Below are 12,894 nucleotides of genomic sequence, written 5' to 3'. Positions count from 1 at the left end.
AGGGGAGGGGCTGCCGCGCCTTCTGGCGGGCATCAAAGATGCCATCCAGAAACTTGGGCCCGGCGCCGTGCTGGCGCACGGCGCGCGCCGCCTTTGGCGGCGCTGGACCCAACGGGAAGAGGGGCTCGTAAGAGCGCCGATGACGGGCGGGAGAGGCCCCTTGCGCGACTTCAACGCGGCGGATGCGGAACGGGCGGCGCCTTGAGGTGCGACCGCCCGCCGTACGTCACTTCGCGGTCAGGGCGTCGAGGACACGGGCCCAGGACCGGATGCCCTTGTGGAAGCTCTTGAGGTCGTACTTCTCGTTTGGCGAATGGATGGCGTCGTCATCATTGGCAAAGCCGATCAGCATCGCGTCCATATCCAGGATCGACTTGAAATAACCGGCGATCGGGATCGAACCGCCCATGCCGCAGAACACCGCCTCGCGCTGCCACTCATCCGACAGCGCGCCGCGGGCGGCCTCGAACTCGGGGCGGGAGATGTTCATCACTGAGGCAGGCGAGCCTTCCAGGTCGTTGTCCCAGCGCACCGAGGCGTCCACCGGCAGGCGGTCCTCGACGTGTTTGCGGATCTTGCTGCGCAGCGCGTCCGGGTCCATGTCGCCAACCAGACGGCAGGTGATCTTGCAGTGCGCCTCTGACGGGATAACGGTCTTGGAGCCGGCGCCGTTGTAGCCGCCCCAGAGGCCGTTCACCTCCAGCGTCGGGCGGGCCCACTGCTGTTCCAGGGTGGAATAGGCCTTTTCGCCGTGCGGGCGGGTGTAGCCGACCGAGTTCAGGTATTCGGCTTCGTCAAAGCCGCAATTCTGCCACTGGCGCAGCTGGTCCTCCGGCACCTCATGCACGCCTTCATAAAAGCCTTCGACCGCGACGCGCCCGGTCTCGTTGTCGTAGAAGGACGCGACGACTTCCGACAACACCCGCAACGGGTTCAGGCCGGGGCCGCCGTAGTGGCCGGAGTGCAGGTCGATGCGGGGCCCGACGATTGTGAACTCATCCTTGAGCATGCCGCGCAGCTGCGAGGAGATCGAGGGCACCCCGCGCGACACCATCGAGGTGTCGCAGATCAGCGCCAGATCGGCCTTCAGCTCGCCGGCGTTGGTCTCCATGAAGGGAATGAGCGAGGGGGAGCCGGATTCTTCCTCGCCTTCAAAGAAGAATGTGATGCGGCAGGGCAGGGAGCCGTTCACGGCCTTCCAGGCGCGGCAGGCCTCGACAAAGGTCATCAGCTGGCCCTTGTCATCAGACGCCCCGCGGCCGCGGATCACTGTGCCGTTCGGGGTTTCCTCCAGCTGCGGTTCAAACGGCGGCGTGTTCCACAGTTCCAGCGGGTCAACCGGCTGCACATCATAGTGGCCGTAAAACAGCACATGCGGGACGTCTGTGTTCTCCTCGCCCACATGGCCCACCACCATCGGGTGGCCGGGCGTGGCGCGTTTCTCTGCCTTGATGCCGATGGAGTTCAGGTCTGCCACCAGCCAGTCGGCGGCCTGGTCGCACTCCGCCTTATAGGCCGGGTCGGTGGAAATCGACTGGATGCGCAGCAGCTCCATCAGCCGCTCCGTTGCGGCGTCCAGCTCTGCGTCGATCCGGTCCAGAACATCATTCAGTGCCATCTCTTGCTCTCCTGTTTGTCCGGGGGAAGGCCCGGGATTTGGGCCAATTTGCCGCGGACCCTAGCAGTGCCCCCGGGGAGGGGCCAGAGGGGGCGGGCCAGGATATGCACTGTCTTGCCGCGGGCCGCCGTTTCCGGACCTGCGCATTGCGGCTTGGAGCGCGCAGGGAACATGACGTAAACGGCCACAGCTTGGCCGTTACTGTCCTTGCCGGGCTGCTGTTTAAGTTTTATTTGACCTGCATCAATGTTGCGCACCCTTGGCGGGGCGTATGCAGTTGATCAAAAGGGACGCCTGCGGTAACCATTCCTGAACGTGAATGTGGTTATACTGCCGGACGGCCGAGCCCTTTACACAGCCCGCGTGCTTCGAGGGAGCACAATTAGCTATGGAGATGCCGGTGGACTATACCGCGAAACTGGACGCTGCAATTGCCAGCCTGCACCAAGAGGGACGCTACCGGACCTTCATCGACATCGAGCGCAAGAAGGGCCATTTCCCGCATGCGGTCTGGACCCGGCCGGACGGCACCAAGCAGAACATCACCGTCTGGTGCGGCAACGACTACCTCGGCATGGGCCAGAACCCGGTTGTGCTGCGGGCGATGCACGATGCGATCGACTCCACAGGCGCGGGCTCCGGCGGCACCCGCAACATTTCCGGCACCACGGTCTATCACAAGCAGCTGGAGGCCGAGCTGGCCGACCTGCACGGCAAGGAAGCGGCGCTGCTGTTCACCTCTGCTTACATCGCCAATGACGCGACGCTGTCGACTCTTCCCAAGCTGTTCCCGGGGCTGATCATCTATTCCGACGCGCTGAACCATGCCTCGATGATCGAGGGCGTGCGCCGCAACGGCGGTGCCAAGCGCATCTTCCGCCACAACGATGTTGCACATCTGCGTGAGCTGCTGGAAGCCGACGATCCCAAGGCGCCCAAGCTGATCGCCTTCGAGTCGGTCTACTCGATGGACGGCGACTTTGGCCCGATTGAAGAAATCTGCGACTTGGCCGAGGAATTCGGCGCGCTCACCTATATCGACGAGGTGCACGCGGTCGGCATGTACGGTCCCCGCGGCGGCGGCGTGACCGAGCGGGACCGCCTGGCTCACCGGATCGACATCATCAACGGCACCCTGGCGAAGGCTTACGGTGTGATGGGCGGCTATATCGCGGCGTCTGAAAAGATGTGCGACGCCATCCGCTCTTATGCGCCGGGCTTTATCTTCACGACCTCGCTGGCGCCTGCTGTGGCGGCAGGGGCGGCGGCCTCGGTCGCTTACCTGAAGGGCGCGCAGGATCTGCGCGACAAGCATCAGGACCAGGCCAAGGTTCTGAAGCTGCGCCTCAAGGGGCTGGGCCTGCCGATCATCGACCATGGCAGCCACATCGTGCCGGTGATCGTGGGCAACCCGGTCCACACCAAGGTCCTGTCCGACCACTTGCTGGAAGATTACGGCATCTACGTGCAGCCGATCAATTTCCCGACCGTGCCGCGCGGCACAGAGCGCTTGCGCTTCACGCCGTCACCGGTGCACGGCCCCAAGGAGATCGATGCGCTGGTCCACGCAATGGACGCATTGTGGTCGCATTGTGCGCTGAATCGTGCCGAACTTGCCGGTTAACATACTGATCAGTGTAAATTAACGCTGAGTATGTTACGCTGCTGTCAACCAATGAGTGGATCCGAGTCGCGTCTGTGATTCTTTCACCACTCTGAAACGAGGCGGCAGGCATTTATGGGACGGCAGGCATGATCGGGCGCTTCACCCAGCGCAAGCAAGAAGAGCATGGCGAAACAGCAGAGCCCAAGGGTTTTGATGATTTCGAACTGAAGCTTGGCGACGTTATGCGCGGCGAACGGGCGACAATGGGCAAGTCCTTGCTCGACGTCCAACGAGAGCTGCGGATCAAGGCGTCCTACATCGCTGCCATCGAAAACTCCGATCCTTCCGCCTTTGACACACCCGGCTTTATCGCGGGCTACGTGCGCTCCTACGCGCGCTACCTCAACATGGATGCCGAGCAGGCGTTTCAGGATTTCTGCCGGGAAAGCGGCTTTTCCGTGGCCCATGGCATGTCGGCCGAGGCGTCCAGCCGCAGCAAGACAGGCGCGGCGCCAGCCGCCAAATCCACTGGCCTGGGTGGCGATGCCTTTGCCTCCCCGAACACGCCGTTTATCCCCGCGCCCAGCAGCATCCTCAGCCAGGTCGAACCGCGCGCGGTTGGTTCGCTGATGGTGCTGACGGCGCTGATCGGCGGCATCACCTATGGCGGCTGGGCTGTTTTGAAAGAAGTGCAGCAGGTGCAGTTTGCACCTGTAGATCAGACCCCGGCGGTGCTGGCCGATCTCGACCCGCTCAGCAGCGCGGTGCTGGAAACCGCTGATGGCGGCCAGGACCCGGCGGCTGAGGCGCTGGACCGGCTCTACCGCCCGCAGGCGCTGGATGTGCCGGTTCTGGTGGCACGCGACGCGCCGATCTCTACCCTTGATCCGTCCACCATCGGCAACTTTGCCGCGCCGGAACTGCCCAGCGTCATCCTGGCTGAGGCCAGCATGGCCTATGAGGAAGACGCGCTGTCGCAGCCGGTTCCGCAGGTGGTCGCCGAAGTCGAACCGGGGGTTGAAATGGTGGCGGTGCGCCCGTCCTGGGTGCAGGTCACCGCAGCCGATGGCAGCGTGATCCTGGAAACCATCATGGATGCGGGCCAGCGTTTTGAGGTGCCCTTGACCGAGGATGCGCCGCGCCTGCGCACCGGTGAAAGCAGCGCCATCTATTTCGCAGTCAACGGGGAGCATTTCGGCCCGGTCGGCGCGCGCGGCCAGGTGTCCAAGAATATCGAACTGTCGATGGAGGCAATCACCGGCCGGTTCGAACTGGCCGATCTGCAGGATGGCCGGAACGAGGCGCTGGCGACATTGGTGGCGCAGCTGCAGGTGGACGACCAGCAGCCGTCCGAATAATCCCTTCGCAGGAATCCGCAAAAGACGCCCGGTGCCGCCATTGCAGCGCCGGGCGTCTGCACGTATCTAGACGCTAACAGGACCCAGCCGGGACAAGAGCCATATGTCGATCAACCACATCCGCCCCTGGCGCCATATCGAGCGCCGTAAGAGCCGCCAGATCCACGTCGGCAATGTGCCCGTCGGCGGCGATGCCCCGATTGCGGTACAGACCATGACCAACACGCTGACCACTGATGTGGCGGCGACGGTGGCTCAGGTGCAAGCCGCAGCCGAAGCCGGGGCGGATCTGGTGCGGGTCTCAGTGCCGGATGAGGCGTCGTCAAAAGCGCTGAAGGAGATCGTCCGGGAAAGCCCGGTTCCGATCGTTGCGGATATCCACTTCCACTACAAACGCGGCATCGAGGCGGCAGAGGCCGGTGCGGCCTGCCTGCGTATCAACCCGGGCAACATCGGCGACGAAAAGCGCGTGGCCGAAGTGATCAAGGCCGCCCGCGACCACAATTGCTCGATCCGGATCGGCGTGAATGCAGGGAGCCTCGAAAAGCACCTGCTGGACAAATACGGCGAGCCTTGCCCGGAGGCGATGGTTGAGAGCGGCCTGGACCACATCCGCATCCTCCAGGATCATGATTTTCACGAATTCAAGATCTCGGTGAAGGCGTCCGACGTCTTCATGTCCGCCGCGGCGTATCAGCAGCTGGCAGAGGCCACCGATGCGCCGATCCACCTCGGGATCACCGAGGCGGGCGGTTTTGTCTCCGGAACCATCAAATCGGCGATCGGCCTTGGCCAGCTGTTGTGGATGGGCATCGGTGACACGCTGCGCGTCAGCCTCTCCGCGGATCCGGTGGAGGAGGTGAAGGTCGGCTTCGAGATTCTCAAGTCTCTGGGCCTACGCCACCGCGGCGTCAACATCATCTCCTGCCCGTCCTGCGCACGCCAAGGCTTTGACGTGATCAAGACGGTGGAAACGCTGGAGGAACGGCTGGCCCATATCCACACCCCGATGAGCCTCTCGATCATCGGCTGCGTGGTGAACGGCCCCGGCGAGGCGCTGATGACCGATGTCGGTTTCACCGGAGGCGGCGCGGGCTCCGGCATGGTCTATCTGGCGGGCAAGGCCAGCCACAAGATGTCGAACGAGCAGATGGTCGACCACATCGTCGAAGAGGTCGAGAAAAAGGCCGCCCAGATCGAGGCGGCCCAAGAGGCGGCAGAATAGGGATCCTGCCCTTTCATCTTTCCAAAAAACTCCGGGGTCCGGGGCAGAGCCCCGGTTCCGCCGGTTCAGTTGTAAGTATCAGCTGCGCTTCTCGCGGATCTCCGCCACCATGATTTCCATTTGGTCGGCGGGCAGGTAGCCGCGCAGCAGCTCATTGCCCAGCACGAACGTCGGAGTGCCGGAGATCGCCATCTTCTGCGCCAGCGCGCGGGTCTGGCGCAGTTCGGCCGTCACTTCCTCGCTGTCCATTTTGGCAAAGATTGCATCGGCATCCAGCGACAGCCCCTCGGCCAGGCGGCGCAGCGCGACCTCATTCGGTTCGCCGCCGAACGCGATCAGCGAGTCATGCACCTGCTTGTAAGCGTCGTCTCCTGCCACCTGCTTGGTGGCGACGGCAAAGCGTGAGGACAGCACCGAGGCCTCGCCCAGGATCGGGAACTCCTTGATCACCAGGCGGATGTTGCCGTCGCTCTCCAGGAGCTTTTCCACCTCGGGCGCGGCGCGGCGGCAGTAGCCGCAGCGGTAGTCCATGAATTCCACCAGGGTGATGTCGCCATCGGGGTTGCCGCCCACCCAGGAATAGCCGTCGTTTTGCAACTCCTCCAGGTTCTCGGCAACCAGCACATCATCGCGGGCCGCTTCGGCCTGCTGCTGCTGCTGTTCCAGGAGGTCGATCGCCTCCAGAATCAGATCCGGGTTTTCCAGAATGTATTCGCGAACCTGCTCGCCAAAGGCAGCACGCTCGGCATCGGACATAGCGCTGATGTCAAAGGCTTGGGCCGGTGCGCCCAGCAGGGCGAGGGCCGTGGCCGCTGCGGTGGCTGTGCGGGTGAAAGGGGTCATTTTCTTCTCTTTCTCTTCTGAGCTTGTTCAAAGGCTGACAGCACATCCTGCGCCCGCCGGGCGGCGGGGGATCCTGCTGGCAGCTGGGCAACGGCCCGTTTGGCGTGAATGCCGGCGTCATCCAGACGCCCTTGCAAGGCATAGCGTTCGGCGGTGACCAGGGCAGCCATGCCGGTCTGGCCGGTCTTGGCATAGGCCAGCGACATGTCGCGCAGCAAAACCGGGTTGCGGAAGTCGATAGCCCGGGCGCGTTCCATGCTTTTGAGCGCCGCCTTGGGCCGGCCCGCGGCCAGCTGGGCGCGGCCGTAGCCGGTCAGGGTCAGCGGGTCCCTGGGAGCAAGCTTGACTGCGGTGCCATAGGCGGCCAGTGCGGCGTTCCACTGCCGGTTCTCGATCAGGATCTGGCCCTTCAGTTCGTGATAGAAGGGGTCGGAGGGCCGCATGGCCAGCGCGCCGTTCACCGCCTTCAGTGCCTTTTTCAGATTGTTCTGCCGGTGATAGGCGGCGGCCTCGCGCATCAGGCGGACGTCCTTGAACTGTTCCTCGCGCACCCGGCGCAGGGTCCATTTCGGCGCGCGGGTAAAGGCCGACAGCTTGCCGCGCACACGCGCAAACCAGTACTGGGCCTCAGCGCTGGCCTGGCCCTTGTCGCCATGCGCGGCCAGATAGGCCTGGGCGGCGCGGATGCGGTCGCGGCTGAGCGGGTGGGAGCGGGTGTAAGGGTCTTGGCTCCTGACGCTGAGCACTTCCTGGCCGGCAAAGGCTTTGTGCAGGTCGACAAGGCCCTGGGGGCTGATGCCGGCGCGGTTCAGGTAGTCGGCAGCAGAGCGGTCGGCGGAGCTTTCCTCGGCCCGGGTGTGGGCCAGAAAACTGCGTAGGGCCGAGTTCCGGGTGCCGATGGCGATACCGCCCGCCGCTTCACCGGCGCCGGCTGCGGCTGCCAGAACAGATAAGGCCAGGCCAAGCCCTGCGGCGCTGTTGGCTGAGCGCAGGTTCTGCATCCGCCGCGCCAGGTGGCCATTGGTGATATGGGCGGCTTCATGGGCGATCACAGCTTGCAGCATCTCCGGGGAGGTGACCTTTAGGACCAGCCCGTAATGCACGAAAATTGTTCGCGAATCCAAAACGAATGCATTGAAGGAGGAGTCGTTGACCAGCAGAATCCGCATCCGCTTGGCGTTCAGCCCGGCCGCGCGCAGAACGGGGGCAGCCAGCCGGTTCAGACCATGTTCGATATCCGGATCGCGCAGCAGCGAGATTGATGCCGCCTGCGCCGCTGCCGCAAACTGAAGCAGGGCGCAAACCACAAGAGCCGGGATTGACGCCAGCCGGAAGAAACGGTCAAAACTCATACGCGCACCATGGGAGATCAGAATGCGAAACTCAAGCCGCTCCAGTGTTGATCCGTTTATTGTGATGGACGTGATGGAGGCCGCCCGCAAAGCTGAAGAAGCCGGCCGCCACATTATCCATATGGAGGTGGGCCAGCCCTCCACCGGGGCGCCTGCCGGAGCGCTGAAGGCGCTGGGGAATGCGCTGGAAAACAACGCCTTGGGTTACACTGTTGCGCTTGGCCTGCCGGAACTGCGCAAACGGATCGCGCAGCTTTACGGCGACTGGTACAACGTCGATCTGAACCCGGAACGGGTGATCGTGACGCCGGGCTCCTCCGGCGCCTTTCTGCTCAGCTTCACGGCGCTTTTCGACAGCGGTGACCGGGTTGGGATCGGCGCGCCGGGGTATCCGTCCTACCGGCAGATCCTCAAGGCGCTGGGGCTGACGCCGGTGGACATCCAGACCGCACCGGAAAACCGGCTGCAGCCGGTGGCGGCAGATATTGCCGGGCAGGACCTCGCCGGACTGATGGTGGCCTCGCCCGCCAACCCGACCGGCACCATGCTGGACCGCGGGGCAATGGGGGCGCTGATCGACGCGGCACAAGCGGAGGGTGCCAGCTTCATTTCCGACGAGATCTATCACGGGCTGGAGTATGAAGCGAAGGCAGTGACCGCGCTGGAACTGACCGACGAGTGCTACGTCATCAACTCCTTTTCCAAGTTCTTCTCGATGACCGGCTGGCGTGTTGGCTGGATGGTCGTGCCGGAAGATCATGTGCGGGTGGTTGAGAGGATTGCCCAGAACATGTTCATCTGCGCCCCGCATGCCAGCCAGGTTGCGGCGCTGGCCGCACTCGATTGCGAAGACGAGATGCGCGAGAACCTGGCCGTCTACGCAAAGAACCGCCAGTTGATGCTGGAGGGGCTGCCCAAGGCCGGATTCACCAAAATCGCACCGCCGGACGGGGCATTTTATGTCTATGCCGATGTGTCGGACCTGACAGATGACAGCCGCAGCTTTGCCGCCGAAATCCTTGAAAAGGCGGGCGTTGCGGTGACGCCGGGGCTGGATTTCGACCCCGTGCGCGGGGCCACCACGCTGCGCTTCTCCTATGCCCGCTCTACCGCGGACATCGAGGAGGGGCTGGCCCGTCTGGCGCTGTACATGGCGTCCAGGGACTGAGCCGGGGATAACTGCACAAGGCGGATTTCCAAGCCCGCCCAAATTGCCTAGTCTGCCCGCCAAAAGGCCAAGAGGCCGGGCAAGAGGCGAGCATGGGCAGACTGATTACACTCACCGCACTGATATGGGCTTTGGCGGCGGGTGCCTGGGCGCAATCCGGCAACAGCGGCTTTGGGGGTCTGGCGCGCATTGACGCCAGCGGAAGCCGTGTCCGGGATGCCGGGCGGGGCGCGGAGATCAGCCTGGGCCTCAGCCAGGGGGTGCCCTACCGGCTGTTCACCCTGGACGGCCCGCCGCGGCTGGTGCTGGATTTTCAGGAGGTCGACTGGACCGGGCTGACGGCAGACAAGCTGGTGCAGGGGGATCAGATCACCGCCGCGCAGTTCGGCACCTATGTGCCGGGCTGGTCGCGGCTGGTGCTGCAGCTGGCGGAGCCGATGAAGGTGTCTTCGGCTGCAATGAGTGTCGATCAAGTAACCGCGGCGGCCCGGCTGGCGGTGTCGCTGGAACCTGCCTCCGCGCAGGAGTTTGCCGCCCGCGCCGGTGCCCCGCAGGATCCGCGCTGGGATCTTCCCGCACCTGAGGTGATGCAGGGCCGAGCAGCGCGGGACGAGAACGCGCCGCTGTTGGTGATGCTTGATCCGGGACACGGCGGCATAGACCCGGGTGCAGAGACCGAAGATGGCATCATCGAGAAACACCTGATGCTGCAATTCGCCCGTGAGCTGGGGGAGGCGCTGGTGCGCTCAGGCCAGTTCACCGTAATGATGACCCGTGACGACGATTATTTTGTTTCGCTGGAACGGCGCATCGCAATGGCGCATCAGGCAGGTGCCGATGTGTTCGTTTCGCTGCATGCGGACACGATCTCCGAAGGCCGCGCGCATGGTTCCACCGTCTACACGCTGTCCAAGGAGGCTTCGGATGTGGCCTCGGCCAAACTGGCGGAGCGGCATCTGCGCGGCGACTTGCTGTCGGGCACCGACCTCAGCCAGGCGGACGACCGGGTGACAGGAGTGATGCTGGATCTGGCGCGGCAGGAAACCCAGCCGCGCAGCGACGCGCTGGCGGCGGCGCTGATTGACGGGCTGCGGGCGCAAGGAAAGCCGATCAACAACCGTCCGCTGCGCTCCGCCGGGTTTTCGGTGCTGAAGTCGGCGGATATCCCCTCGGTGCTGGTGGAGATCGGTTTTCTGTCCAGCAAGCGCGACCTGAAAAACCTGGTGGACGCGGACTGGCGCGCCAAGGCCGCCCGCGGCATCCTGAACGGGCTGATCACCTGGCGCGCCCAGGATGACACCCGCCGCGCACTGGTGCGGAAGTAGAGGCTGCCATGAAACTGATCTGGATGTCCGATCTGCATTTCGAGGCTGAAGATCTGGTACTGGGCCACGACCCGCGGCTGCGGCTGCGGGCGGCAGTGGAATTTGCCGCTGAACACCATTGCGATGCTGACGCCTGCCTGATTACCGGTGACCTGGTGGAAACCGGATCAGAGCGGAATTACACGCGCTTGAACGAGCTTCTCAACGTCCTGCCAATGCCGGTCCTGCCGTTGACCGGCAATCACGACGATAGGGAGGCATTGCGGAGTGCGCTGCCTTTGCCAGCCGGGGCGATGCCCGGCTTTGTGCAGTATAGGGCGGATATCGGGGAGCTATCTGTGCTGTGCCTCGACACACTGATCCCCGGTCAGGCGGCGGGCATCCTGTGCCTGGAGCGCATGGATTGGCTGGAAGCGGAGCTGGCAGCGCTGGACGGGCGGCCCGCCATCGTGGCGATGCATCACCCGCCCATGAAACTGGGGCTGCCGATGCAGGACCCGGACAATCTCCAAAACGGAGCGGAGCTGCTGGCGCTGCTTGCCCGCTATCCCAATGTGCTGCACCTGCTGGCGGGCCACGTGCACCGGCCCTGTTCCGGTGTCGCGCAGGGCATTCCCTTTGCTACCGCAAAAGCGGTTCTGTACCAGGCGCCGCCACCCCGCCCAGCTTGGGACTGGAGCACCTTTCAACCCGCCGCTGAAGCACCTGCGCTGACGGTGCTGCAATTCGAGGACGGCAATCTCACGCTGCAGACTTGCCAGTTCTGCGACTACGGCCTGGGCGGCCCCAAACTGTAAAGCGCCAAGGCGGGCAAGGGTGTGCTGGCGTCAGGCGGCTTCCGCCTTGGCCAGCGCCTTTTCGATTTCGCGTTCAAGCGCCTGCTTGTGCGGGGCAAGAATGTCATTGGCAACTTTTGCCATCAGCCCCTGTTTTTCCAGCTTGGCGGCGATGCAATCCATCAGCTGCCCTTCGGCCTTGCTCTTCTCCATGCAGGAGCTGACGATTTTCTCCAAAGCGTTCATGTGGTTGGTCAAAGCCTTGGCAATTGCCCGGCCGGTGAAGAACTTGTGCGCCATCCGCAGGACGGTCTGCAGAACAATCTCGGCGCCGATCTTGCGCGGGATGCCGGTGAAGCGGCCCAGGATGATCTCGATCTCCTTGCCGCCCCAGCGGGCCGCTGTGCTCCACAGGTATTTGTTGATCCAGCGGGAGTTGACCATCCGGCTGGCCAGCCGCTCGCCAACCCCCTTCATGACAAGCTGCCCAGCCTTGGCCCCGAGCCATCCCGAGAAGCCGCCCGCCACCGCAGCAAAGGTGACGCGCTTGAAGGAGCCTGCCACACCGCCGGCCTTGACCCATTGCCCCTTGAGAATGCAGCCATTGGCGATTTCCTGAACCGTGTTCTTGCTGGCGGCGACAACGGCGCCCGCGGTGGCGGGATTCACCCCGTTGGTGACCAGGATCAGCTGCACAATGTCTGCGGCGCCGTCGCGCAGATCGACCGAGATTTCCTCGCAGATCTTGGCGCTTTGCCCCAGCTCCTTGGAGAGCATGTTCAGATCCATCGCCACCGCGTCGAGCAGGATCTTGGTCTTTTTCATTTGCTTGAACGATTCCAGCAGGCTTTTCTTGTTCTTGCCATAGGTCATGTCCACAAGCTTGCCGACTGCGGCATCTGCCTTCTTGAGCGACTTCGCAGGGCGTTCGATGTCGGCGTTGGGGGTCACCATCTTGACGAAAAAGGTCCAGAACCCTTTTTGCATTTCCCGGTACTGGTCGCGGTAGTTGTTCAGCGTGCTCATGAACGCCATGGTTTCGGTGTGAAGGCGGCTCTGGATGGCGCCGACGGCGTCGCCCATGTCGTCCTCGGTGAACCAGTGGGTCTTGCCCCGCCATTTCACTTCATAGACCTTGCCCTTGGCGGGCAGCGGCCTGCCGCCTTGCGCCTTGGCGAATTGTTCGGCAACCTTGACCGGGGAGCTGTCCAGCATCTTGAAGGTCTTGGAGCCGGGCTCGACCAGGCTGGTCACCTTGGTTTTCACCACCTGCTGCTGGAACTGGCCGATGGCGAGGATCGTCGGCTGGCCCACTTTGCCATTGGTGGGCACCCGTTTGTAGCCGACAGTCGCCGCATGTTCGTTGAGCATTTTCTGAACCAGCACAACGTCCTTGGGGTCGTTCACGGCAGTCTTGCCGCCGCCGACCGGAGCTCCGAGTTTGGCCATAGCAGTCTCCTCCACCTTTCGGGCTGCCGGGTGAAACCTGAATTGGGTGCGCGCCGCGGATGGCGGGCGGTGGATGGGGAGGCAGGCCAAGAAGGCGATTGCGTGCACATGCGTTCAGCCTGCCCGCCGCCTGCGCCGAACCGCGGCAAGCATTGGGAAAATGGGGCAGCCGCT

At 63.7% G+C, this 12,894-nt stretch carries 10 protein-coding genes; 6 read left to right on the top strand and 4 right to left on the bottom strand.

Features of this window, described 5'->3' with window-relative positions:
• Positions 1-226: 226 nt before the first annotated feature.
• Positions 227-1,618, bottom strand: a complete 1,392-nt coding sequence (locus AC5STI_RS06670) for a M20/M25/M40 family metallo-hydrolase (RefSeq protein WP_475052765.1) — start codon at positions 1,616-1,618, stop codon at positions 227-229.
• A 388-nt stretch (positions 1,619-2,006) separates the two neighbouring features.
• Between AC5STI_RS06670 and hemA the strand changes: the two genes are divergently transcribed.
• The 3 genes from hemA to ispG all read left to right on the top strand — a co-directional run bounded on the left by hemA (position 2,007) and on the right by ispG (position 5,807).
• Positions 2,007-3,242, top strand: a complete 1,236-nt coding sequence (gene hemA / locus AC5STI_RS06665; RefSeq protein WP_495446109.1) for a 5-aminolevulinate synthase — start codon at positions 2,007-2,009, stop codon at positions 3,240-3,242.
• A 128-nt stretch (positions 3,243-3,370) separates the two neighbouring features.
• Positions 3,371-4,582 (top strand): helix-turn-helix domain-containing protein, encoded by a 1,212-nt coding sequence (locus tag AC5STI_RS06660; protein ID WP_495446108.1) that lies wholly within the window; start codon positions 3,371-3,373, stop codon positions 4,580-4,582.
• Between the two features lie 103 nt (positions 4,583-4,685).
• On the top strand, positions 4,686-5,807 hold the full coding sequence (ispG, locus tag AC5STI_RS06655) for a flavodoxin-dependent (E)-4-hydroxy-3-methylbut-2-enyl-diphosphate synthase (protein WP_495446107.1): 1,122 nt from the start codon (positions 4,686-4,688) through the stop codon (positions 5,805-5,807).
• Between the two features lie 78 nt (positions 5,808-5,885).
• Here the strand turns inward: ispG and AC5STI_RS06650 are convergent, their stop codons facing one another.
• Both AC5STI_RS06650 and AC5STI_RS06645 read right to left on the bottom strand, forming a co-directional pair.
• Complete coding sequence (locus AC5STI_RS06650; protein WP_495446106.1) at positions 5,886-6,650, bottom strand: DsbA family protein; 765 nt, start codon at positions 6,648-6,650, stop codon at positions 5,886-5,888.
• Positions 6,647-8,002, bottom strand: coding sequence for a M48 family metalloprotease (locus tag AC5STI_RS06645; RefSeq protein ID WP_475052755.1), 1,356 nt, complete (start codon positions 8,000-8,002; stop codon positions 6,647-6,649). Before AC5STI_RS06645 ends, AC5STI_RS06650 begins: the two co-directional genes overlap by 4 nt.
• Before the next feature lie 22 nt (positions 8,003-8,024).
• Between AC5STI_RS06645 and AC5STI_RS06640 the strand changes: the two genes are divergently transcribed.
• The 3 genes from AC5STI_RS06640 to AC5STI_RS06630 all read left to right on the top strand — a co-directional run bounded on the left by AC5STI_RS06640 (position 8,025) and on the right by AC5STI_RS06630 (position 11,292).
• Complete coding sequence (locus tag AC5STI_RS06640) at positions 8,025-9,170, top strand: pyridoxal phosphate-dependent aminotransferase (RefSeq protein ID WP_495446105.1); 1,146 nt, start codon at positions 8,025-8,027, stop codon at positions 9,168-9,170.
• A gap of 92 nt (positions 9,171-9,262) precedes the next feature.
• Positions 9,263-10,495: an N-acetylmuramoyl-L-alanine amidase gene (locus AC5STI_RS06635; protein WP_495446104.1), complete on the top strand. Its 1,233-nt coding sequence runs from the start codon at positions 9,263-9,265 to the stop codon at positions 10,493-10,495.
• A gap of 8 nt (positions 10,496-10,503) precedes the next feature.
• Positions 10,504-11,292 carry a phosphodiesterase gene (locus tag AC5STI_RS06630; protein WP_495446103.1) on the top strand — a complete coding sequence of 263 codons (789 nt, stop codon included), beginning with the start codon at positions 10,504-10,506 and terminating at the stop codon, positions 11,290-11,292.
• A gap of 30 nt (positions 11,293-11,322) precedes the next feature.
• On the opposite strand, the gene AC5STI_RS06625 is transcribed toward AC5STI_RS06630, so the two are convergent.
• Complete coding sequence (locus AC5STI_RS06625; protein ID WP_490398082.1) at positions 11,323-12,720, bottom strand: nucleotidyl cyclase domain-containing protein; 1,398 nt, start codon at positions 12,718-12,720, stop codon at positions 11,323-11,325.
• Between the last annotated feature and the right edge of the window lie 174 nt (positions 12,721-12,894).

The sequence above is a fragment of the Leisingera sp. CC-HEC096 genome, from assembly GCF_059429235.1.
The sequence above is the reverse complement of the archived record's forward strand: the minus strand, read 5'-3'. Positions and strand labels throughout refer to the sequence as shown.

What these genes read in the sequence shown, in the direction of transcription:
- AC5STI_RS06640 (WP_495446105.1), top strand. Translation starts at nt 8,025, where the DNA reads ATGCGAAACTCAAGCCGCTCCAGTGTTGATCCGTTTATTGTGATGGAC.
- AC5STI_RS06645 (WP_475052755.1), bottom strand. Translation starts at nt 8,002, where the DNA reads ATGAGTTTTGACCGTTTCTTCCGGCTGGCGTCAATCCCGGCTCTTGTG.
- AC5STI_RS06635 (WP_495446104.1), top strand. Translation starts at nt 9,263, where the DNA reads ATGGGCAGACTGATTACACTCACCGCACTGATATGGGCTTTGGCGGCG.
- hemA (WP_495446109.1), top strand. Translation starts at nt 2,007, where the DNA reads ATGGAGATGCCGGTGGACTATACCGCGAAACTGGACGCTGCAATTGCC.
- ispG (WP_495446107.1), top strand. Translation starts at nt 4,686, where the DNA reads ATGTCGATCAACCACATCCGCCCCTGGCGCCATATCGAGCGCCGTAAG.
- AC5STI_RS06630 (WP_495446103.1), top strand. Translation starts at nt 10,504, where the DNA reads ATGAAACTGATCTGGATGTCCGATCTGCATTTCGAGGCTGAAGATCTG.
- AC5STI_RS06625 (WP_490398082.1), bottom strand. Translation starts at nt 12,720, where the DNA reads ATGGCCAAACTCGGAGCTCCGGTCGGCGGCGGCAAGACTGCCGTGAAC.
- AC5STI_RS06660 (WP_495446108.1), top strand. Translation starts at nt 3,371, where the DNA reads ATGATCGGGCGCTTCACCCAGCGCAAGCAAGAAGAGCATGGCGAAACA.
- AC5STI_RS06670 (WP_475052765.1), bottom strand. Translation starts at nt 1,618, where the DNA reads ATGGCACTGAATGATGTTCTGGACCGGATCGACGCAGAGCTGGACGCC.
- AC5STI_RS06650 (WP_495446106.1), bottom strand. Translation starts at nt 6,650, where the DNA reads ATGACCCCTTTCACCCGCACAGCCACCGCAGCGGCCACGGCCCTCGCC.